This is a genomic window from Flavobacterium sp. AK-301 (assembly GCF_058310215.1).
In genome coordinates this window covers 350,437-374,552 of record NZ_JBZEES010000003.1, presented here as the reverse complement: position 1 = coordinate 374,552, position 24,116 = coordinate 350,437, and the positions used below count along the sequence as shown (strand labels likewise).

The following is a 24,116-nucleotide window of genomic DNA, read 5'->3' as shown; positions in this document are numbered from 1 at the left end:
TTAAATCGTCTTTTTATTTCTTACTTGATAAATATATACCTGTCAAAATAATTGCGGCTCCTATTAACTGAATAAGACTAATGGATTCATAATCTAATATTCCCCAGCAAAAAGCCACTACCGGAATAAGATAGGTTACAGAAGAAGCAAAAACAGGTGATGCAATCTGGATCAACTTAAAGAATAATATATTAGCTATTCCGGTTCCAATCACTCCTAAAATCATAACATAAAACACTGAAGTTTGTACCTGAGGTAACTGTATTACATCTGCAAAACCGGAAAAAAATAAAATTATAACCGCCGGAATGGACAATACCATAAAATTCCCTGTAACAATACTCAGAGAATTCAGATCTGATAAATATCTTTTTATAAGATTAATACTCGTAGCATAACAGATTGTAGCAATAATTACAAAAATAGCATAATAATAATTCTGTGTCGGATTATTAATTGCTCCATGCAAAACTAACAAAGCACAACCTATAAATCCAATAATTACCCCCACAAGCTGCCTCTTCTGAAATCCGATACCAAAAACCATAGCTCCTATTGCCAGAGTATTCAGAGGTGTCAATGCATTTAATATAGCAGTTATGGAACTACTAATCTGCGTTTGTGCAAAAGAAAATAAATAGACCGGTAAAAAACTGCCCACAAAAGCAGTCAGTACAATAAATTTCCATTGTCTGCTCTGAATTTTTCTAATACTTTTAAATCCGATGATCCCCAAAAAAGCAGCAGCAAAAATAATTCGCAAAGACCCTAACTGTATTGGTGTTAATCCTTCCAGGCCTCTTTTAATCAATATAAAAGAACTTCCCCAAACCAGAGCAATTGGAATAAGAAAAAACCATTTTGATTGTTTAGCGCTCATAATATTATTTTTTAAAGTCTCAAAAGTCTGTTTTTTTAATGACTTTTCCAGAACTTTTTTGCTATTTTTGTTGAAGTTATGGTTCTCTTTAAAAAATCTAAAAAACACCTCCTATGAATTTCATTAAAAAAATAATGTTTGTAGTTATTGCCGGATTCTTATTCGTAAGCTGTAAAGATGCTGCAAAAGAAAATATAGATGCAAAAGAAACTCCTGTTACAAAAACGGAAACTCCTGCTATTGCCGGAAAAACAGAAATAACAAGCTTTACTGTAGACGGAATGTCCTGCGCTGTAATGTGTGCTGCAAAAATAGAAAAAGAATTAGCCGAACAGGAAGGTGTTCAGGAAGCTAAAGTAGATTTTGATACCAAAACAGCTACTGTAAAATATGATTCTGCAAAACAAACTCCTGAAAAATTAGCTAAAACAGTAGAAAGTGTTGCGGGTGGTGGACTTTATAAAGTTTCAGACGTAAAAACAACCAATAATCCTGCTTAGTTGTTAATTCAATTATAAAAAGATTTTATCTTTTGTCAGAAAGGCATCCTATTAAACGGATGCTTTTTTAGTTTATAGTTTTTAATTGATAGTTGATAGTCCTATGCTTTATATTGAACTGCAAAGATTATGTTAGTCGTTTTTATGAAAGGCTATTTAAAGCCCTGCAACTTTGAACCTTAAACTCTTTGTTCCTGTTTTCATTATTTCCATCGCAATGATTCCATCAAAACTTTCACGTCATTTTCTATATAACTGGCAGCAGGCATAATAGAGTCAAAGTTTGGTTTTGCGTAGAAATACACGGAACCTACTACAAAGTTGCTTAAACTGTCTGTTAAATAGAATTGTGCCTGTGAAGCCGCATTGCCTCCTACCTGATAATACATCCCGTATACTCTATTCTCAGGATTCTGAAAAGGCTGTTCTAAAATATCATCTGCTTTGATCACATGCTCATATGTTAATTTCTGAGCATCTCTGAGCAATGTATTAATATTATTGTTTACCGATTTATAATTCAAATAAACCGTAGCTTTCATATTAGGATATTCAATATTAAAATTACAGTTTCCGTTATTTTTAACAGCAGCCTGTGTATTAACATTAAACGTATAACTACAATTACTCAAAAAAGGAGTATATCCTGCAACAGGATAATCTAACCGGAGATGACTCTGTGGTTTTGGAAGAGTATCTTTTTTACAACCAACAAAAGATACCAAAGCTGTTAACAGCATAATTCTGATAATATATTTATTCAACATCTTAAATTACTAGTTACTATTTTAGCGTTAGTCCTTTTTTGAATCTATCTATTCCTGCTATAAACTAAAAACTAACAACTTAAAGTTCAAGAGGCAAAATAACGAAAAAATATTGCTTTAAATTCAGTGAACAGGATTTTAATCGTTTAGAACGGTAAATCATTTTCCGGTAACTGAATATCCTTTGGTCGTTCAGGAGGAACGGAAGGTTGTCTTGTTGCTTCTGAATCTTTTTTTGTAGTCAGAAAGGTGAATTCTGTAGCCTGAATCTCAGTCGTATATTTCACAATACCATCTTCCCCCTGCCATTGTCTGGATTTAATTCTGCCTTCAATATAAATTTTATCACCTTTTGATAAATACTTCTCACATATCTCAGCAGCTTTATTCCTTACAACAACATTATGCCATTCGGTTGATGTTATCTTTTCGTTGGTTTGTTTATTGATATAAGTTTCATTAGTTGCCAGAGGAAATCTTCCAATACAATTACCTCCTTCAAAATAATGCATTTTTACTTCATCTCCGAGATGTCCTATTAACATAACTTTATTCAATGTACCACTCATACTTCTAAAATTTATTTAGTTCGATCAAATATACTATTTTTTCAGTCAATCAGGCCATTCGTTTTCTATAAAATCAAACAATACTATTGGAAAAGGGAAAGTCAATACTGTTTGATAATCAATACCTTCTTCTATTTTGTTCTGAACCTCTATCTTCCAAAACATAATATGTAAATGTTGATGAGATAATTTATGAACTATCTTTTTCTTATTTAACGCTTCAACGGATTGTATCTTAAACCTGTCTGAATACTGTTCCGTGATCTGAGCTTTTATCTTGTGCTCCTCTTCTGGCTGAACGGTTTCAAGTAAAGGGAATTCATATAAATTATGCCAGATCCCTTTTGCTGTTCGTTTCTCTATTATTGTTTTTCCTTCTGAATCAGAAAACACCAGATAATTAAAAAATCGGTCTCTTACTTTAACTTTCTTTTCTTTTACGGGAAGTCTGTCTACTTTTTTCTTTTGTAGAGCAGCACAACTATTACTCATTACACAAACAGTACAATCGGGACTTTTAGGAACACATTGAAGGGCACCAAACTCCATTATCGCCTGATTAAAAATTGCAGGGTCATCTTTTGGGATTAGTTCCAGAGCCAAATCCTGAAATTCTTTTTTAGTTATATTCAGCGAAATATCACTTTCTACATCAAAATAACGTGATAATACCCGAAATACATTTCCGTCCACTACAGGAACTACTTCGTTATAACTGAAAGAGGCAATTGCTCCGGCGGTGTATTCTCCAACTCCTTTTAATTTTAAAAGATCTTTATAATTATCCGGAAATAAGCCATTTCTTTCGAAGGCGACATATTGTGCAGTTTTATGTAGATTTCTGGCTCGGGAATAGTACCCTAACCCCTGCCAAAGTTTCAAAACTCTCTCTTCTGTCGCATTTGCAAGATCAAAAACAGTTGGAAAAGCTTCTGTAAAAGCAAAAAAATAAGACATTACCTGTACAACTCGCGTCTGTTGAAGCATAATTTCTGACAGCCAAATATGATACGGATCCTGGGTATTTCTCCATGGTAAATCTCTCTTATTCTTCAAATACCATTGGATTAATAAGTTAGTGAAATTCATATTTAAAAATTAATTGACAAACATAAAAGTTTATGTTATTAAATTTTAATCATTTATGATATAATTATTCTTTTTTAAATTCATATATTTGCCTGCTCAAAAAAATTCACATCATTATAAATAAGAAAGAAAATGACGAAAGCAGATATCGTAGCAAAAATTTCCGAAAAACTAGGTCTGGAAAAAGGAGACGTTCAAGCAACAGTTGAGTCTTTTATGGAAGAAGTTAAAAATTCTTTAGAAACTGGCGACAATGTTTATTTAAGAGGCTTCGGTAGTTTTATCATTAAAACTAGAGCTGAAAAAACTGGTAGAAATATTTCAAAAAATACTACTATTAAAATCCCTGCTCATAACATTCCGGCATTTAAACCTGCCAAAGTGTTTGTAGAAGGTGTGAAAACGAATACAGAAATAAAAGTAAACTAATTTATTAATCACAAAACCAATAAGTTATGCCAAGTGGTAAAAAAAGAAAAAGACATAAAGTAGCTACTCACAAACGTAAAAAGAGAGCAAGAGCTAACCGTCATAAAAAGAAAAAGTAGTTTAAAACTACTTTTTCTTTTTTTTAAAAAGTTCTTTGAAATCGAAATAATATCATTACTATTTAGAATAGTAAATTATTTCTCCGGGTACTACTATACCTGTAAAATATTGTTTAATCCATCTATTCGTTATGGACGAATGGATAAAAATTTGCAGCGTGAATAAAGAATTAATCATCAGATCTAGTTCAGAAGCAGTAGATTTTGCCTTATTAAAAGATGGAAAACTAATCGAATTACATAAGCAAGAAGAAAAAAGCAACTTCCAAGTTGGTGATATTTTTATTGCCAAGATAAGAAAGCCGGTTGCCGGACTTAATGCTGCTTTTGTAAATGTAGGCTTTGAAAAAGATGCCTTTTTACATTATCATGATTTAGGACCCAATCTAGCTTCTTCAATGAAATTCGTTAAACTTGTAAGCGCAGGTAAAATAAAAGATTTCTCCCTAAAAAACTTTCCTTTTGAAAAGGAGATAGACAAAGACGGAACTGTTACTGATGTAATAAATGCCAACCAGTCTATTTTAGTACAGGTCGTCAAGGAACCTATTTCTACTAAAGGCCCGAGGATAAGCTCAGAGCTATCCCTTGCAGGTAGATATATTGTTTTAGTTCCTTTTTCCGACAGAGTATCTATTTCTCAAAAAATAGAGTCTAAAGAAGAAAAAGAACGTCTTAAACGATTGGTACAATCCATTAAACCAAAAGGATTTGGTGTTATTGTTCGCACAGTAGCAGAAGGCAAAAAAGTAGCCGAACTAGACAGAGATTTACAAAATTTGCTTGACCGTTGGTCAGCAATGTGTAGAAAACTACCAACAGCACATCATCCATCAAAAGTTCTAGGAGAACTCAACAGAGCTTCCTCCATACTTAGAGATGTATTTAATGATACCTTCAGTGGGATTCATATAGATGATGAAGAGCTGTATTATCAGACAAAGGACTATTTGCAAGAAATAGCGCCTTCAAAAGAATCAATTGTTAAGTTTTACCAATCGAACAACTTACCTATTTTTGAGAAATATAATATAGAAAGACAAATCAAAACTTCATTCGGAAAAACAGTATCAATGAGTAAAGGTGCATACCTTATCATTGAACATACAGAAGCACTACACGTTATTGACGTAAATAGTGGAAATCGCTCTAATAAAGCACAAAATCAAGAAGACACTGCCTTAGAAGTAAATCTGATTGCCGCCGCCGAAATTGCAAGGCAACTGCGATTAAGAGATATGGGCGGTATAATCGTAGTTGATTTTATTGATATGTCAAATCCCGAGAACAGAAGGGTTTTATATGATTTTCTGAAAGAGGAAATGAGCGATGACAAAGCAAAGCATAAAATCTTGCCTCCTAGTAAGTTTGGATTAATTCAAATTACCAGACAAAGAGTAAGACCAGAAGTTAATATCAAAACAAGAGAGGAAGACCCTAACAATGATAAAGGGGAAATTGAAGCTCCTATCTTAATTATTGATAGAATTGCTTCTGACTTAGAAAGAATTAAAAAAAGTCATAAAAAAATTGTACTTGATGTACATCCGTTTGTGGCTGCATACCTTACAAAAGGTTTTCCATCATTACGTTCAAAATGGTTTTTTGAACATAAAAAATGGGTGAAAATTATACCTCGTGACGCTTACACGTATCTGGAATATCACTTCTTTGATAAAGAAGGAAATATTATCAGAGTAGATTAAAAAAAAACGCTTGTCGAAAGACAGGCGTTTTTTTTATGCTTTTTTTATAAACAGTCAACTTACCAATAACCTAAGAATTTCCACCACAATCCACCAATGAAAATCCAAATCACTAAATTAACTACGCTTAATACAAATCCTGTTTTCCACCATTCACCCAGAGTAGTATAACCTGACCCAAAAACAATTGGTGCTGTTCCTGTTCCATAATGTGTTAATGACATCATTAATGATGATGCAAAAGCTAAAATCAGTCCTAAAAGTACAGGTGGTGCTCCTAATCCTATACCTGCTGCAAAAAATGCTGCAAACATAGCGGTGACATGGGCGGTGGTACTGGCAAAAAGGTAATGTGAGTATAAATAAATTATAGTAAGTAAGACTGTTCCTCCAACCCAGCTCATACCCAGATGGGAAATACCGGAACCTACCGTCTGAGATAACCAGTCAACTAATCCGAGTTTGCCTAAAAAACCTGCCATCATAACTAACGCAGCAAACCAAACTACAGTATCCCAGGTTCCTTTTTGTTTTAATAAATCATCCCAGCTTAATACACCACTAGTTAATAGAATAGAAAGTCCGATTAATGCCACAACCGTTGGATCTATTGTCCATGAATCTCCAAATAGTAAAGCGGGAACACCTGCCCATAGAACTAGTAATAATACAAAAACGCCTAAAGTAATCTTCTCAGGTAATGTTATCGCTCCTAATTCCTTAAGTTTATCCTGAGCAAACTGTGGAGCATCAGGAGTGTGCTTAATTTTTGGCGGATACAGTAAATAAACAATCAGTGGCATTACAATTAAAGATATTATTCCTGGTATCATAGCAGCAATTGCCCACATTGACCATGTTAATTTAACTGCTGAATTGGTTCCTTCGGATACTAATTTGACAATTAAAGGATTTGGCGCTGTGGCCGTAATAAACATTGCAGAAGTTATGGGATTAATATTATAATTTACTAATGCCAGATAACGTCCTATTTTGTCAGAAGTCCCTTCTTCAGGTTTAGAATCAAAACTATTAGCAATTGATTTCATAATGGGATGGATAATCCCTCCTCCTCTGGCGGTATTACTAGGTGTAACAGGAGCTAAAGATGTTTCTGCTAACGTTAATGCATACGCTATTCCTAATGTTTTTTTACCAAAAAGAGAAATACAATAATACCCGATACGTGCCCCTAACCCTGTTTTATTCAAACTGAGTGAAATCATAATGGAAAAACCGATCAGCCAAATTAACGGATTGGAAAAACCGCTAAGAGCATCGCCAAGAGCTGCTGTCGGATTATCCGGATTAGTCACACCTGTTAAAGCCACTAATGCAATAGCGACAATTGAAATAGCTCCTATCGGCATTGCTTTGCCAATAATAGCGACTATAGTACCTATAAATAAGGCAAGTAAATGCCACGCATTTGGCGTTACACTTTCCGGTACAGGAATAACAAACCAAATCAATACTGTTATCGCAACGGCTAATAAAGAAGGTAATGGTTTTAGAGGAGTTAATTTATACATAATATATTTTTTGATATTTTTTTCTTGATATACTATAATCCTAATCTCAATTATGAACGGATAAATTATCAGATGAATCTTTTATTTTGAAATCTACAAAACCATTTTAATAACTTTATATTAATTACAATACCTGTAAAACCTTATAAAAGGAAAGTAAGTTTTCCTTTTTTACTGATACTATGCACTTTCTCAGATTACAAAAAATCTTCTGTTTTACAAAACAAGATGTATTAATTTACAACAAAAAACCTATGTTTTACCATAAATAATAAAAGTAAAATCAATACATAAAAATATTTAACAAATAACTGAAAAAAAAATGTAATATCTATTTTATTCTTTCTCTTTTGGATAAATATTATTCCGACATAATCAGAATAAAAAGAGTTTCAATGACTATACTTTTATAAACTTTAACTATATTTAAGACTTATAACTAATCGAAAATGGCAGTGTTTTTAAACAATCCTGAAGAATGGCAACGTCTTGACTGGTTCATACTTCAAAATGGCTGGGTAAATTTATACCGAAAACCAAAAATTCTGAATAATGACGTGAAGTGGTTTAAAAATGAAGGTTATTCTGTTATTGATTTTGACTGTAAAACCTGGATAAACTCCGCGGAAATGTACTGTCAATTAAAGGAGCAATTTAATTTTCCCGATTATTTCGGGAACAATTTTGACGCTCTTAACGACTCTCTTTCTGATATAGAGATTTCAGAGCCCGGGCTACTCATTGTTTTTCGTCATTTGGACACTTTGGATAAAAAGACAGGTTCTATTTTACTGAATCTGTTTTCTGATGTAGGAAGACGGCATCTTTTGTTTGGAAAAAGATTAATTGTATTATCTCAGGTCGATAATCCTGATTTTCAATCTGATCCTGTTGGTTCAATTCCTCTACTCTGGAACAACAAAGAAGTATTACTGTCTGACAGAAAAGCAGATCATTAAAAACCATTCAAGCTTTTGAAATCACAGGAAAGACAGATGTTATAATGAACTTCAAAAAAATTATAGTCGCAAAGGTTCGAAGGCATAAAAACAATCAACTATATTCAAAATTGCTTTGTAATTTTACATCTCTGCAAGTAATTATTCTTTTGTCATAAATCGGGTTTAATTACAAACTATACCCATCCGGATATGACATCAATTAGTCTTTTATAACCTCTATTTTCCTTTTTATCTCATTTCCGAACTCATCCGTCACTGTGATATAATAAATCCCTGTTTTCACTTCTAAAGGCATTTCATGAAATGTCTGGGTAGACCCGATAAAGGTATCATTGATATACCAGAACAAATTAATATCGGGTTGTGAATGGGCTACTTTTAAAACGACAGACTGTGTTTTACTTTCAAAATCTTTTGTCAGATATATTTTCCCGTTCTCTTTTGGATAAATAAAATCCATTGAACCGATCGTTGTTCCAACGCAATCTGAGCGGAAAAGTGGCAATGTTCTGTATTCAACGTGTTTCTTTTTATAATACCATTCCATTACCGGAGGTAAAACAAACCATGATCTGATTACCATATTTTCAACATTTTCACAACTGCTGTTTACTCTGAACTGTTCTGTTTTATCTAAATGGATCAATTTATGATAAGGACAGGCATCTGTTCTTTTTCCATTCACGGGAATAAGCTGTTTGATTTTAGGACAATTTTCCTGAGCCAGATAACCACTTAACCGACAAACCTCCGCTTCTTCGAGATCATTTAAAGGTGTCTCAAACCATCTGGAACGAGGTAAAAGATTAAAGACATCAAACAAAACCGGAGCTGCACTGCTGACCCCTGTAAGAGACGGCCTCCCTTCTCCTGTTGCATTCCCGATCCAGACTCCTACTACATAATCTTTTGTTGTTCCGATTGCCCAAGCATCCCTATTTCCAAAACTGGTTCCTGTCTTCCAAGCAACTTCTAATGAGGAATCATAAAACTGCCAGGCTTCGTCTCCTTCGGGTCTGTTTACTTGTTTCATGGCGTTGTAGGTCAGCCAAACGGAACCTGCTCCTAAAATATTTTTCTGAAAAGAATCTTTTCCAAAATCTGCTTTTTTATCATGTAGCAGGTTTAATTCAGAAAATTCTTTTGTACGATATTTTCCTGAACTGATAGTATAATAATTCAGTGTACCTGAAAGATTTGCATACGTACGGCATAAATCCCACAAATTAGATTCTGCTCCGCCTAAGATCAACGATAACCCGTAATGATTTGGATGTTTTGATATGTTTTTTAATTTGAACTTCTGCAATTGCTCATAAAAACGATATACTCCATATTCCTGTAACATTAATACAGACGGAATATTCAGAGATCGTGATAAAGCTCTGTGTGCGGGTACGGCTCCGTCATAAGTCAGATTAAAATTTTGTGGGGTATAACCTGATATCTGAGTAGGAATATCTGCAACAAGGGTATTAGGCAACAACTCTCCATCATCCAGCATACCTGCATATAAAAATGGTTTCAGGATGCTGCCTGTACTTCTGGGTGCGGAAATAATATCAACATCTTTCTGATGTGCTGCATCTGTTGGGGAATTACCTACATAGGCAATCACATTCCTCGTTTTAACATCAATTACCAAAACAGCAAGATTATAGACCTCATTCTGTCTGTACTGATTATAATATTGTTGTGCTATCTGATTGACTCTGTTCTGAAGATGGAAATCAATTGTTGTTGTGATCCGTTCTCCTTCATGATTTTTAGATAATCGGTCTAATAAATGTGGTGCTATCTGCGGTAATGCAAAAGGCTTCTGAGGTAGAGGTTCTTCAAGGGATAATTCGTAAGTAATCTGATCGATTATCTTTTCCTGATATAATTTTTCGAGCAATTTATTTCGCTTACTGAGTAATATCTGCTGGTTTTTTCCGGGATATATTAAACTCGGCGCATTGGGTAAGACAGCTAAAGTAGCAGTTTCGGCCCATGATAACTGTTCGGGTTTTACACCAAAATAACGCCATGATGCCATTTCCAGCCCCACAACGTTTCCTCCATACGGAGCATGTGCTGCATATAATTCGATTATCTTTTCTTTTGAATACCTGAATTCTAATCGGGTAGCAAGTATGACTTCTATTATTTTTTCAAAATAGGTTCTATTCTTTCCGTTTCGGGATAAACGGATTACCTGCTGGGTAAGGGTACTTCCTCCTCTAACTATTTTATTTGCCTTATTATTCTGCCTGAACGCATTAAACATTGCAATGGGATTAAAACCGGGATGTCTGTAGAAATACTGATCTTCAAAAAGAACGATACATTCTTTGAATTTTTCAGGAACGGTATCTTGTTCCGGAAATCGCCATTGTCCGTCACGAGCAATTTTTGCCGCAAGTAATTCTCCTTTTCTTCCTTCTATAACGGTCACATAGGAGTTATCAAACAAAACCTGTGGTAAAGAAAAATAATACAGTATCAAAAGGATACAACCCAAGCTACTTTTGATCTTATTTCTTTTTATCCAATGAATGATATGTTGAAAAAATACTTTTATTTTATTTTTCAAAGGGTATACAAATTATTTTGTTTTATATCCCCTAACAGGTTTCCAAAACCTGTTAGGTATCTATATTTTAATACATCCAAATGATTTTTAAAAAGCCTTTTTAAGGTTTAAACATAATAAAACTTAAAGATTTCTTTTTTAAAAACAGATACTCCAATACATGATTTTAAAATCACATTTTCTTTTGTAAAATAGAATATTTCAATACATTAACCTTTTATAATCATAATGAATAACTATACCTAACAGGTTTTGGAAACCTGTTAGGATAAACGCACCCGTATTCTAAATTATCAAAAAGAGTAAAACTACTCCTTCAATCAAAAACCCAGACGATCAATTATATTATTATTTTTTATATTTTATATCCTAACAGGTTTCCAAAACCTGTTAGGTATCATCTTTAGGATAAAATAATATTAATTTATTGATCAAATGTATTGATATCGGCGATAATTCCTTCATGTTTTATTTTATTTTCATCATGATGCAATATAAAATTCTCTTTGTCTCCAAAAAGCCCTAGGATGTATTCTCTCTCAATAGCAGAATCTTTATCGGATAAATAGGAATGATAGGATGAATGAGGATGTTTTTTTAAATCATCTGAAAATTTATGTTTTACAGGATTCATATGTATATAAACAACCAACTGCTTTAAATAGTTTTCATCGTCAATTCTGATTCTGTTAAGATGCTCCTGAAATAAACTTCCCGACCTGTTATAGGCTTTATTAATACTTTTACTATAAGCATTAAATAAATGAGAAAAAGATAAATATATTTTCTCTCTTACTTTTTCAGGTAATTCATCTTCTTCTTTGATTCTTACTAATAAATGAAAATGATTTTTAAGCAGACAATAAGTATAAACATCTGCAACAGGTAAAATATATATTTTTAAGAGTTGAAGGAAATAGGCATAATTTCTTTCTTCAATAAAAATATTTTCTTTGTTATTTCCTCTATTATAAATATGATAGTAATATCCTACTTCAAAAATTTCTTTTTTCATTTCTCTTTGTATTTTTGAAGAAACAAGTCTGCCAGACCTAAAGATCCGGCAAACTATACATTTACATCTTAAATTACTTTATTCTTTAATAACCTTTACCCATTCTCCTTTTGTTCTTACCATGTAGGAGTTATTATACATCGCTTCGCATTGTACACCCGGCAGATAGTAATCGCCTAAATAAGACGCATTAAGCAATATTCTGAATGTTCTTGTTTCATTTCCTCTTAATCCGAAATAGAAATAGGTACGATCATCGCGAATATCAATATAATCTGCTTTGTTATTTCCAAAGCTACCGTAATCTGTAAATCTCATATTTACGATCTCCCAGCCTGAAGGTATGATTTGAGTTAAAGCAACATTCTCTACATAATCTACTGTAGTATTTCTTATGGTTACCTCAGCTACAAATTCAGTTCCTTGTGTCAGGGTCTTCGTATTAATGATATTTCCTTTTCTGTCTTTAAATACTATTGCTGCATTTAAGTTTTTGGCAACGGTATGTTCTTCTCCAACGGGTAAAATTCCGCTGTTGAGTACTTTAACATAGATAGTATTGTCTTTATTATTCTTAAGAGTTATACTATTTGCACCTTGTTTAACGACTAAACTTCTGTCACTAAAGGTTTTTGTTGTTTTAACTGTCTCCGTTTTTCCGGCAAATGTGTAGGCTATATCGATTCCTTTTCCGCCGTTTACTGCTGCAAATTTAGACATTGCAAATAAACAGTAAGCGCTGGTCTGTGTACTCATCCAGTTTCCGTTGGAAAGGTCTTTTGCTATTTTATTTGCTTCTGCCAGTGCTTTTTCTTTTTGTCCCAGAAGAACTAATGTTTCTAATACCATCGCTCGGTTTCTTGCATTTGAACCGTAGTAATAGTATTGGTATCTGCTGTTCTCTACATCTATTTTACTTTGATTCAGTAAATTCAGACCGGCTGTTTTTTGTCCTGCAAGAGCATAGGCTGCTGCTAATCTCAGTTTACTTTCGTTAGAGATACCAACGGTTTCTCTTAATCGGTTCATTGAGGAAAGATCAGGAGAACCGGCTAAGGCTAAAGTATATAAACGATATGCCTGAGCAAAATCGTTACCATATTGTGCTATATATCGCCATTGTTTTGCTTCTTGTTGTTGATACTGTATCCATTTATTTTTGAAGCCAACTGGTAGCACATATCCTTTTTTCTCTGCTTCTAAATAGAAATGTCCCACATAGGATGTTCCCCAGTCGTTGGCTGTGGTATTTCCAGGCCAGTAACTAAATCCACCGCCTGTTAACTGATAACTTGCCAGCTTTTGGATTCCTGCTGTTACATTCCTCTGAATATCCTGTTTGCGTTTTGCGTCTATTTCAATAATATCATTTAGATATAACTGAGGAAATACACCGGATGTAACCTGCTCAAGGCATCCGTGAGGATACTGTATCAGATAATCCAGGCGCTTATTAAAGTCAATGGAAGGGAATGAGGATACTTCAAGGTTTCCTTTATTGCTTCCTTTTACTCCGAATGTTTCCCATGAAATGGTCTTAGTCTGATTGGGTTCCAGTACGATTTCTTTATAATCATAGCTTATAGGATTCGGATTGACCACATCTATTTCAACTTCAAAAGAGGCTCTCTCTTTTCCTGATGTTGCGATTACTTCTACTTTGCCTATTCCTATCAGATCACCTACTTCTAAATCAAAATAAGCCATTTTTTCATCGGGCTGCGCAAAGGAAAGCTGTTGGCTTGTACTTCCTACTACTTTCAGACCGTTATTCGTCTTGATCTGTAATGAAACGTTTTTAACCTGTTTTTCCATTGCAAAAATGGTTACGGGAATGGTTACTTTTTCTGATGGAGAAATCTTTCTCGGTAATGACGCCAGAACCATCAGCGGATTTCTTACCGGAGTGGTTTTTTCTGCACTACCATAAGCACTTATTTTTGGATCTCCTGCAACAATCATTGTTCTTACTGAACCAACATATTTAGGTATTTTAATTTTATGTGTCTGACTTTTATTTTTATCCAAAACGAAAGGTCCCAGGTAAACTACAACGGGTTTAAATCGGTTTGCTTTTTTAGCCTGACCTCCGCCCAAATCTTCATCTCCTCCAATACTGAATATTTGGTTTATTTTTCCTCCGTAAGCTCCGATCACATCATCGTATACATCCCAGGTTTTTACGCCTAGTGCTTCTCGGGAATAGAATCCGTTCCATGCGTTTGGTGTTTTAAATCGGGTCAGATCTAGTAAACCATCATCAACAATAGCAATTGTATAGGTCATCGGTTTACCTGTTTTTTCTTTAACATTGATATTTACAGTCTGCTCAGGACGCAATACTTCCGGCATTGTAATTACAGGTTCTAAAATGGTCTGTTTGTCTTCTACTTCTATTGGCAGAATTCCATACATTCTGATAGGGGAATCGTTTAATGTTGAGGCATGTGGTTGTAATAATGTGATATAGAAATATACATTAGGTGCCATTTTTGAAGTAATCGGTACTTCAACCTGAGTTTCTCCTTTTTTAGTGGTTACCGACAGTGTTTCAACAACATGTGTTCCGTTCTCGACGGAAATCAACGCTCTGCTTCCTCCGCTTGAAGGAAAAGATATTTTTGCTTTTTCTCCTACGTTATATTTTGTTTTATCGGTTGTGAAAACCAACATATTTGCTGTTCCGGAATCGTTACTTTTTGTTTTTCCGGACCAGATAGGCCAGTCAATTACCACGGTCTTACCTGTGGCATGTCCTCCGTTAGGATCGGAAACCCGGATCAGATATCTTCCCCAGTCACTTTCTGAAACCTGAAACTGAACGCTTCCTTTACCGGATGTATCTGTATTGATCTTATAGGCTTTATAAGGAACGACTGTACTGGATGAATTATAATTGGATAAATTATTATTGGAGGCATCCCACCACCAACTCCAGGATACTTTATATACTTTTACTTCTAAGTTCTTAACGGATTTAGGTTTTCCATTTTCATCTACTGAAATAATATCAAAACGATTCATTTTTCCTGTTTCAAGCATTCCGTATTTATTAGGTTCAGGTGATTTAACCCCGATATAAGTCAAATACGGTGAATAGGTTGCGGTAATTACATCTGTACTGAAATCTCCTCCATTCTCATATGCTTTTGTAATGAAGGCTACTTTTAACATTCCGGGAGCTTGTCCATTTATTCTCGGATCAATACTTACGGATGTTTTTCCTTCATTATCTACTTTACCTGAAAAAACATTTACTTCTTCAGTACTGAACTGTCTTGTCGGATCATCGAAATCATATTTATCATATCCTTTGAAAGTGGTTCTCTGTTGTGTGAACTTCGCCTGCATTTCTACTTTCAGATCTCGTGCAACGGCTCCATGCAACCACGCAACTTCTAATTGTGCTGTATTTTTAGAAGAAGATAACACTTTACCGTTAAAACCGTTTTTGATTTTTAATCGGTTGGGTTTAATAGTCTCGATTTTTATACTCTTATAAAATTTTGCTCCTCCTACGCTTACTACGGCTTCCCAGTTACCTGTTGGTGCATTATCATCAGTCGTTACAACAAATTTATAATGATTCTGGTCATTGTGTTTCTGTACCAGTTCTTTTACCAGTTTCCCGTTTGGATCGGATAATCTCAGTTTTACGGGATGTGTTTTTGGTAATTTGCTGGCAATATCATTTAACATGAAAGACAGATACAATGTATCTCCAGGTCTCCATACTCCTCTTTCGCCATATAAATACCCTTTTAATCCTTTCTGAAGCTGATTTCCTGAAACATCAAAGTTACTTACGGACTGAGACAGTCCTTCGTCTAACTTGATATAAGTGCTGTTTTTATCTTTTGTTACGATCGCAAAGAATGCTTTTTTCTCCAGATCACAGGAAACGGTTCCTTCCTGACCGGTTGTAAAACTTGCTATTTTTTGTTGCTGATAGGTATACAGATCAATTGAAGCTCCCTGAACAGGATTGGTTGTAATAATATCATTTACTGCAAAAAAATAAGAATTTCCTTGTCCTTTTTTAGCAATAACACCTAAATCAGAAGCAAGAATATTTGTTGCTATTTTAGTGTTGTTTTTTTCATAATAATAGGTATTATGACATGGGTTTTTTCTTTCTCTCCAGTCATAATCATCATAGTAATGGTAACCTTCTTCATAATAGTCTCCTTCTTCATAATAACTATCTCCACTACTGTCACCACTGAATTCACTATCCTCTTCATCTTCTGTTTCTGTTATCGGATCTTCTGTTGTTGCATCAATATCACATTTATATAAGGAATAGGCTTTTTTAAAGGATAATTCCACTCTGTAGATCGCACCGGGCTCCGGTTTTATAATATCTGCCAGATCAATGGCGTAAGCATTCCATTTGCTGTAATTGGCTAATTTATTCTGAACGAGCTGTAATGTTGTTTTTTTAATCGGTAAACCTACTTTTCTCAGATTATAACTACCATTCAGGATATTATCCTGTAAAAACTGAAGGATATTATTCTGATATATTTTATAAATTTTTATATCAACTGCTTTAAGGTTAGCTGCTTCAAAATTTACTTTCAAATTGCTTGAGCTTGGTAATATCGTACCATTTTTCAGGAATTTTATTCCCGGTTTTATTTGCTCAAAGGATACTTTTTCCTTGTAGGTTTCTCTTAATTTAAATCCATCTATACTTTCTATTCCCTGAAAAACCTCTACTAATAATTCTCCTTTCAGAGGCTCTTCAAAAAAGACTTTCAATAAGTTTCCTTCTGTACTGTATTTTAAGTTCTTCGCTTGTTCAATAGCTACTAATCCTTTAAAATTTTGTCCCTTTTTAACCGGATCGGAAAAATTAATTACCAGAGACTGATTTCCGTTATCTACTACCTCAACATTTACAACTTTAAAATTGTTTTTTCCGGGAACCTCATAGTCTGTTGTTCCTTTCTGATCTATATCGAAAGGTTTTCCATTCCACTCTATTTGTATTTTGCTATCTTCTATTGTACGCTGAATACTGTCAATAATAAAATTGAATTCTGTTGCCGAAGTAATCTGAGCATCAAACTTTAGAGGTAGTGTTTTTCCGTTCTGTTTTACAGTAACCAGCTTTTTAGCAGTTGCAATATCAACAATATCACTTGTTTTTATCTCTGCATTCAGATAAAGCCAGTCTCTGTTATAGGATTGTAAATCCTGTGTAACAATAACAAAATCCTGTTTGATCGTTTTTACTGTAAAATTAAATTCAGATAATCCTTTTTTTGTTTCTATCAATTTAGAAAGCTTTAAGGTTACCTGATACTCTGTATCTTGTTTTAATTTCTCTTCAGGCTGAAAAGATATGGTATTATTAGAAAGAGCTACTACTTTTCCTTTAATACCCGGACTAATGGAAAATAAATTTTTATCTAACTCCTCATTTACTTTCCAGTCATTATTATAAAAAGCCAAAGCAACTCGTATATCTGCTTTAGAAGAAATTATTCCGGAAGTAAAACTGGAAATATAATCTTTATATAATGAGACATCAGAATTAAAGTCCGCAGCGGATTTTTTATTTCCACAGGATTGAATAATTAAGAAAACAAAGACTAATTGTAGTAGTTTTTTTACTTTCATTATTTTGGGTATTTTAAGATGACACAAGAAAATTTTAAAACTATAATTTATTAAATCTTTACGAAAGTAGATTTAATAAACTATTTTTAATTTAGCCACTAAATATAATATATTTTCAGAAATTAATTACAAAATTCTATATATTCTTATTCTGTCTTTTTTATCTTGTAATTACCCAAAAACAAAGTAAACAATTGTCATGAATTAACAAATTACCAACTCTTATTACAGTATTAATTATAATTTAACCGCATCACTTTCTTGACTTCTTAAAAAATACAACCTATAACTGTAAAAATTTAGTTCATATTAATCATTAGAAGATATAGTCTTCTACCGGTTTTTTAAAATTCTACTATTTTACTAACAGATATTTCTTGTAATATCTTTTTTAATTCTCCAGACAGCATATCTTTTTTAGTAAAATTAATTATTTCGTAACAAAATATTATTATTTTTGAATATTTTATAACATAAACAATATTCTGTTTAATTATATTTGTGTAGACTAAGAGATAACTAGGATTATTCTATTTAAAACATCAATAACATGTGAGAGGAGTTACATATTTTCTATCAAAAAAACATTAATACTATATAAATCATTTAAGAGTACTTACTATAAAGAATCTGCTTATGAAAACACGTTGGATCCTTCCGTTTAGCATTATTTTTATTATCAGTACACTGGGATTGTTCTTTCCTGAGAACAGTAATCTTTTTACAAAAAAAGATCCCAATATCAATTCAGCAGATGTTGCCTGGATGATTACTGCAGCTCTTCTGGTTCTGTTAATGACTCCCGGAATTTCCTTTTTTTATGGAGGAATGGTACGACCAAAAAATGTGATCTCTACTATGTTACAAAGCTTTATTGCTATGGGGGTAATCAGTATTCTCTGGGTTGTTATAGGGTTCAGCCTTACTTTTGGAGATGATATTGGAGGGATAATAGGCGATCCGAGAACGTTTTTTATGTTTAAAGATGTTGGTGTCAGTACTCATGCTCTGTTAGCTCCGACTATTCCTCTTGCCTTATTCGCTCTGTTCCAGATGAAATTCGCTATTCTGACGCCGGCACTGATTACGGGTTCTTTTGCGGAAAGAGTACGCTTTTCTTCTTATATTATTTTCATGATATTATTCACTTTTATTGTATATATCCCTTTAGCTCATTGTACCTGGCATCCTGACGGACTTTTTAAAAAAATGGGAGTACTTGATTTTGCGGGAGGCATTGTTGTACATGCTTCTTCGGGAGTTGCGGCGCTTGCCGGAGCACTGTTTTTAGGCAGAAGAAAGGAAATAAAACATCGTCCTGCTAATATTCCTTTTGTACTATTGGGAACGGCTCTGTTATGGATCGGCTGGTTTGGATTTAATGCGGGTTCTGCTCTTGCTGCGGACGGAGTTGCTGTAAAAGCGTTTTTAAACACCAATACGGCTTCTGCTGTTGCCATGCTTACCTGGTTGTTTTTTGACGGTTTGAGAGGGCACAAAATGTCGGCAATGGGTGCTGCTGTCGGAGCTGTTGCGGGCTTGGTAGGTATTACGCCTTCTGCCGGTTATGTTACCATAGGCGAAAGTATGTTCATTGGGTTTATCACGGCAATAGTCTGTAATATCGCGGTACACCGGAAAAACAAATCCTCTCTGGATGATACACTGGATGTATTTCCTGTACACGGTGTTGGAGGTATTCTGGGAACCATTCTGACCGGAATCTTTGTAAAGGGACTTCTGGACGGGGAATATACTATCTTTTTCAACCACATTCTGGCTATAACGCTTGTAATACTTTATTCTTTTATAATGTCTTATGGTCTTTACTGGATAACGGATAAAATATTTAAAATGAGGGTTTCTGAAAAAAGTGAACGTATGGGTCTTGACAGAAGTCAGCATGATGAAGTGTATGGTTCTGATACTGATGATTGATTCTGTTTTAAAATTTAAACAGAATCCTGATCTAGTATTTTTTTCTTTTATCGGTAAAAAAACGTTTCATAATCTCTGCGGTTTCCTTTTCCATTACACCCTGAACAACTTGTGTTTTGGGATGTACTTGTGTTCCCATTGTTATGAATCCTCTCTGTTCATCGCGCGCTCCGAAAACGATCCTTGAAACCTGACTCCAGTATAATGCTCCTGCACACATCTGACAGGGTTCGAGGGTAACGTATAGGGTACAGTCTTTAAGATATTTCCCTCCCAGATAATTTGCTGCTGCGGTTATTGCCTGCATTTCGGCATGTGCTGTAACATCGTTCAGCGTTTCTGTCAGATTATGGGCTCTGGCAATAACGATATTATTTACTACCACAACGGCTCCTACAGGTATTTCTCCTCTTTCAAAAGCAGTCTCTGCCTCGTGCAGGGCTTTTTTCATAAAGTAAGTATCATCAAAAATGTTTTCCATAGTTACAAAAATACAATATCAACTCGTACATTTGTTCTATGTCTGAAAAAGTATTGCCACATATTAAAAATCCATTTGATCTGAGAAAACTGAAAGAATCTCAGTTACCTCAGCTTGCTGCTGAACTGCGTGAATTTATTATTGATATTGTCTCTGTTAAGGAAGGACATTTAGGCGCGAGTCTGGGAGTGGTGGAACTGACAATAGCTTTACATTATGTTTTCAATACTCCGGAAGACTTGCTGGTATGGGATGTTGGACATCAGGCATATGGGCATAAGATTCTGACGGAAAGGGCTTCTGTTTTTGATACGAACCGACAAATGGGAGGTATCAGTGGTTTTCCAAAACGAAGTGAGAGTATTTATGATACTTTTGGAGTGGGACATTCTTCTACTTCTATTTCGGCAGCTCTGGGAATGGCTATTGCTTCTAATTTAAAGGGGAATTATGATAAACAGCACATCGCAGTTATCGGGGATGCATCGATTGCATCGGGAATGGCTTTTGAGGGACTGAATCATGCGGGGGTTACGGATGCTAATTTATTAGTAATCTTAAATGATAATGCTATCGGGATTGATCCGAGTGTGGGTGCGCTGAAAAATTATCTGACGGCTGTAAAGGAGGGTAAAAACCCACGTCAGAACAACATGATAAAATCACTTAACTTTAACTATTCGGGACCGATTGACGGGAATGATATTTTTGCTGTAATCAGGGAACTGAAACGATTAAAGAATAAAAAAGGTCCTAAGTTCCTTCATCTTATTACTACGAAAGGAAAAGGGTTGCAACAGGCGGAGGAGGACCAGGTAAAGTATCATGCTCCGGGTAAGTTTGATAAAATTACGGGTGAGATTCTTCCAAAATCGGAAGAAAATCTGCCTCCTAAGTATCAGGACGTTTTTGGACTGACACTGGTTGAGTTAGCGGAAAAAAATGAAAAAATAATAGGTATTACGCCTGCAATGCCTTCGGGAAGTTCTCTTAAGTTTATGATGGATGTGTTTCCGAAACGGGCTTTTGATGTAGGAATTGCGGAACAGCACGCTGTTACTCTTTCTGCGGGAATGGCAACGCAGGGAATGATCGTATACTGTAATATTTACTCTACTTTTCTGCAAAGGGCTTATGATCAGGTGATACATGATGTTGCGCTGCAAAAACTGCCTGTTATCTTTTGTCTGGACAGAGCGGGACTGGTTGGAGAGGATGGAGCTACACACCACGGTGTGTTTGATCTGGCGTATTTACGTTGTATCCCCAATATCATCATCTATGCGCCACTGAATGAAATAGATTTAAGAAATATTCTATATACTGCTCAGTTAGGATTAGAGCTTCCTATCGCTATTCGATATCCAAGAGGTCGTGGAGTAACTATAAACTGGCAGCAACCTTTTATAAAAATCGAGATCGGTAAGGGTTATTGCCTGAAAAAAGGCTCTAAGACGGCTGTTTTATCGAACGGAACTATTGGAAATAATGTAATGAAAGCTTTGGATCATCTGAAAAACAATACTATAGGACATTATGATTTTCCGTTTGTAAAGCCTCTGGACGAATCGTTATTATACACTATTTTTAATTCGTTCGAAACAGTGGTAACGATAGAGGACGGCACGATTAAGGGTGGTTTTGGGAGTGCTGTAACGGAGTTTGCTACTGCAAATGGTTATACTAATAAAATAATCACTCTGGGGATTCCTGATGAATTTATTGAGCATGGAACGGTTGATAACCTACAAGAATACTGCAATATAGATGTTAAAAGTCTCGAAGATATTTTTTCTTCTCTATAATTTTTAGACTTTTGCTCTCTTTAATCTATACCACTTTTTACGCTTATGAAATTGTTCTCATTTTATATTGGATTATTTTTAGTATTAATCTCTCAAATCTCTTATTCTCAAATCATTGTTAAGGCTCCTGATTCGGATACAATAAGTAACTGGAAAAACAAAAATGAGGTGGGCTTTGACCTGAGTGAAATTGCTCTTGTTAACTGGAGCGTGGGTGGTAATAGTTCTGTATCGGGTTTACTGAAAGGGAAATTCTCCAGAAAGTATGAAAAAGAAAATATGACCTGGAACAATGAATTGCTTATCCGATACGGAATTAATAAACAGGATGGACGGGAACTGAGAAAAACGGATGATGCACTTCAGGTAAATTCTACTTTTGGTTACAGAAATGATACTTTATCAAAATGGTATCATAGTGCTAAATTCAATTTCAACACACAGTTCACTAATGGTTATGCTTATCCTAACACAGATCTGGCAATATCAAAATTATTTGCTCCTGCTTATGTATTCTTAGGGGTTGGTGCTGAATATATCGACAAAAAAAACGATCTGAATTTTTACCTGTCTCCTTTAACGCAAAAAACAACGCTGGTATTAAGTGACAGACTGGCTAATCAGGGTGCTTTTGGGGTTACAAAAGCTACTTATGATGATGCGGGTAATCTACTGAGAAAAGGAAGAAGAACCAGAACGGAAGTAGGTATTTTAGTTACTAACTACTGGAAAGCAGAAATTTTTAAAAATATTATTTATGAAAACAGACTGAGTCTGTATACAGATTATGTAAATAACTTTGGTAATATTGATGTCGACTGGCAGGCGCAACTGGATCTGGTAGTTAATGAATATGTGAAAGCTAACATCGGTATTCATATTATGTATGATGATGATATTAAGGCGAAGGATGAAAGAGATGGAGAACAGATTACTTTAGGCCCCAGAATTCAGTTAAAACAAATGCTGGGAGTTGGATTAACGTATACTTTTTAATATAGGGTCATTTTGTTTGAAAAATATCTCTTGATAATATTCTTTTTTTTAATCGTTATTTTATTTTTATATAACCGGCTCCGTATAATTACATATCACAATTTTAAAGTAATTTCTAACTATTTGTGTCTCAAACCAGATCAATCAGTTATGATTTTTAGATATATTAGACTTTATAAAACTATTTATAAATATAAATACGAGTAGAGTCCTTTATTAAAGAATCATTTAGTTTATATTGTTTTAATTCACACAAAAAACCTCTAGAACCTAACATTGACCAACGTTCTATATTTCTTGTTTTTATATCAGTAATTCTATATTCTATACTATCATTTATAATAACACAACAGCCATTTTGTATAATTGATATTGTTTTTTTATCTAAGGCTAAAGTTGTAAAATCTTCTTTAATATTTGGACTATTCCAGATAGAATTATTGTTATCATCATTTAAATCCTGAAAAATAATTCTCTTAAATTTCATTTTTTTAAATCCATCGAAAATAATTGAATTTTTATTCAGAGTGTTTTCCAGGTTACAAAGATCACTTTCTTTAACGTGCTGATTGCAACCAACACTCAAAAAATAAAATAAAACGACACTAATTTGCTTCAATATATCCATAAAAGGTGCTTTTGAATGATTTTAATCTGTTCTTGCTTCTTTAGGAATACTAAAATTAGCATTATACATCTTTCCGTTTATTTTTAAACTGTCAACAAATGTCCTTATTCTCCAGCTATATGAGCCTGCTTTCACTGTATCTTTTGTCCAATAAATATTTGATATTTAATATTATCAACTATAAAAATATAATCTTTATCGATTGGGAAATTTTTTAAAGATTTAAAACTTACATACAAACAATTAGAAATAGTATCAAAAGAAACTATAGAATCTTTTTTTTCCAGAACTTTAAAATTAGTTTCTTTTGTATACATTTCCATTATAGCTGTTTTTGGTAAATATTTGTGATTCCATTCTTCTAAAGAAATAAAACCTATTTCTTCATTATAGTATTTTTTTTTACCACAACTTAAAACGAAAAGACAAAATAAAATGACACTAATTTGCTTCAATATAGCCATAAAAAGTACTTTTAAATGATTTAACCTCAATTC

Annotated in this window: 18 protein-coding genes; 7 read left to right on the top strand and 11 right to left on the bottom strand. The window is 34.0% G+C overall.

Features of this window, described 5'->3' with window-relative positions; all coding sequences use genetic code 11:
- Positions 1-13: 13 nt before the first annotated feature.
- A complete protein-coding gene (locus AC4FQX_RS07515; protein ID WP_491167064.1) occupies positions 14-880 on the bottom strand; it encodes a DMT family transporter in 867 nt (288 codons plus the stop codon).
- A gap of 113 nt (positions 881-993) precedes the next feature.
- Between AC4FQX_RS07515 and AC4FQX_RS07510 the strand changes: the two genes are divergently transcribed.
- On the top strand, positions 994-1,380 hold the full coding sequence (locus AC4FQX_RS07510; RefSeq protein ID WP_491167063.1) for a heavy-metal-associated domain-containing protein: 387 nt from the start codon (positions 994-996) through the stop codon (positions 1,378-1,380).
- 203 nt (positions 1,381-1,583) lie between these two features.
- Here the strand turns inward: AC4FQX_RS07510 and gldD are convergent, their stop codons facing one another.
- The 3 genes from gldD to mutY form a co-directional block, all read right to left on the bottom strand.
- Entirely contained in the window at positions 1,584-2,147 is a 564-nt protein-coding gene (gene gldD / locus AC4FQX_RS07505) for a gliding motility lipoprotein GldD (protein WP_491167062.1), read from the bottom strand.
- 146 nt (positions 2,148-2,293) lie between these two features.
- Positions 2,294-2,716 (bottom strand): single-stranded DNA-binding protein, encoded by a 423-nt coding sequence (locus tag AC4FQX_RS07500; protein ID WP_491167061.1) that lies wholly within the window; start codon positions 2,714-2,716, stop codon positions 2,294-2,296.
- A gap of 45 nt (positions 2,717-2,761) precedes the next feature.
- Complete coding sequence (gene mutY, locus AC4FQX_RS07495; protein ID WP_491167060.1) at positions 2,762-3,805, bottom strand: A/G-specific adenine glycosylase; 1,044 nt, start codon at positions 3,803-3,805, stop codon at positions 2,762-2,764.
- 132 nt (positions 3,806-3,937) lie between these two features.
- Here mutY and AC4FQX_RS07490 point away from each other — a divergent pair, with 132 nt between their 5' ends.
- Together AC4FQX_RS07490 and AC4FQX_RS07485 are read left to right on the top strand one after the other, a co-directional pair.
- Positions 3,938-4,234, top strand: coding sequence for an HU family DNA-binding protein (locus AC4FQX_RS07490; RefSeq protein WP_491167059.1), 297 nt, complete (start codon positions 3,938-3,940; stop codon positions 4,232-4,234).
- Positions 4,235-4,511: 277 nt separating this feature from the next.
- Complete coding sequence (locus tag AC4FQX_RS07485) at positions 4,512-6,059, top strand: Rne/Rng family ribonuclease (protein ID WP_491167058.1); 1,548 nt, start codon at positions 4,512-4,514, stop codon at positions 6,057-6,059.
- Between the two features lie 59 nt (positions 6,060-6,118).
- Here AC4FQX_RS07485 and AC4FQX_RS07480 read toward each other — a convergent pair whose 3' ends face one another.
- Positions 6,119-7,594: a DASS family sodium-coupled anion symporter gene (locus AC4FQX_RS07480; RefSeq protein WP_491167154.1), complete on the bottom strand. Its 1,476-nt coding sequence runs from the start codon at positions 7,592-7,594 to the stop codon at positions 6,119-6,121.
- A 446-nt stretch (positions 7,595-8,040) separates the two neighbouring features.
- Between AC4FQX_RS07480 and AC4FQX_RS07475 the strand changes: the two genes are divergently transcribed.
- The gene (locus tag AC4FQX_RS07475; protein WP_491167057.1) at positions 8,041-8,550 is read left to right on the top strand and encodes a barstar family protein; all 510 of its coding nucleotides are present in this window, start codon (positions 8,041-8,043) and stop codon (positions 8,548-8,550) included.
- Between the two features lie 202 nt (positions 8,551-8,752).
- On the opposite strand, the gene pbpC is transcribed toward AC4FQX_RS07475, so the two are convergent.
- The 3 genes from pbpC to AC4FQX_RS07460 all read right to left on the bottom strand — a co-directional run bounded on the left by pbpC (position 8,753) and on the right by AC4FQX_RS07460 (position 17,771).
- A complete protein-coding gene (gene pbpC / locus AC4FQX_RS07470) occupies positions 8,753-11,128 on the bottom strand; it encodes a penicillin-binding protein 1C (protein WP_491167056.1) in 2,376 nt (791 codons plus the stop codon).
- A gap of 424 nt (positions 11,129-11,552) precedes the next feature.
- Complete coding sequence (locus AC4FQX_RS07465) at positions 11,553-12,143, bottom strand: transposase (RefSeq protein WP_491167055.1); 591 nt, start codon at positions 12,141-12,143, stop codon at positions 11,553-11,555.
- Positions 12,144-12,221: 78 nt separating this feature from the next.
- Complete coding sequence (locus AC4FQX_RS07460) at positions 12,222-17,771, bottom strand: alpha-2-macroglobulin family protein (protein WP_491167054.1); 5,550 nt, start codon at positions 17,769-17,771, stop codon at positions 12,222-12,224.
- Positions 17,772-18,407: 636 nt separating this feature from the next.
- On the opposite strand from AC4FQX_RS07460, the gene AC4FQX_RS07455 reads away from it, so the two are divergent.
- On the top strand, positions 18,408-19,709 hold the full coding sequence (locus AC4FQX_RS07455) for an ammonium transporter (protein WP_491167053.1): 1,302 nt from the start codon (positions 18,408-18,410) through the stop codon (positions 19,707-19,709).
- A gap of 31 nt (positions 19,710-19,740) precedes the next feature.
- On the opposite strand, the gene AC4FQX_RS07450 is transcribed toward AC4FQX_RS07455, so the two are convergent.
- Positions 19,741-20,190 carry a nucleoside deaminase gene (locus AC4FQX_RS07450; protein ID WP_491167052.1) on the bottom strand — a complete coding sequence of 150 codons (450 nt, stop codon included), beginning with the start codon at positions 20,188-20,190 and terminating at the stop codon, positions 19,741-19,743.
- Positions 20,191-20,228: 38 nt separating this feature from the next.
- Here AC4FQX_RS07450 and AC4FQX_RS07445 point away from each other — a divergent pair, with 38 nt between their 5' ends.
- Positions 20,229-21,995: a 1-deoxy-D-xylulose-5-phosphate synthase gene (locus tag AC4FQX_RS07445; RefSeq protein WP_491167051.1), complete on the top strand. Its 1,767-nt coding sequence runs from the start codon at positions 20,229-20,231 to the stop codon at positions 21,993-21,995.
- A 45-nt stretch (positions 21,996-22,040) separates the two neighbouring features.
- Positions 22,041-22,991 carry a DUF3078 domain-containing protein gene (locus AC4FQX_RS07440; RefSeq protein WP_491167050.1) on the top strand — a complete coding sequence of 317 codons (951 nt, stop codon included), beginning with the start codon at positions 22,041-22,043 and terminating at the stop codon, positions 22,989-22,991.
- Positions 22,992-23,172: 181 nt separating this feature from the next.
- Here AC4FQX_RS07440 and AC4FQX_RS07435 read toward each other — a convergent pair whose 3' ends face one another.
- Positions 23,173-23,619, bottom strand: a complete 447-nt coding sequence (locus AC4FQX_RS07435; RefSeq protein ID WP_491167049.1) for a hypothetical protein — start codon at positions 23,617-23,619, stop codon at positions 23,173-23,175.
- A gap of 131 nt (positions 23,620-23,750) precedes the next feature.
- Entirely contained in the window at positions 23,751-24,083 is a 333-nt protein-coding gene (locus AC4FQX_RS07430; RefSeq protein WP_491167048.1) for a hypothetical protein, read from the bottom strand.
- Between the last annotated feature and the right edge of the window lie 33 nt (positions 24,084-24,116).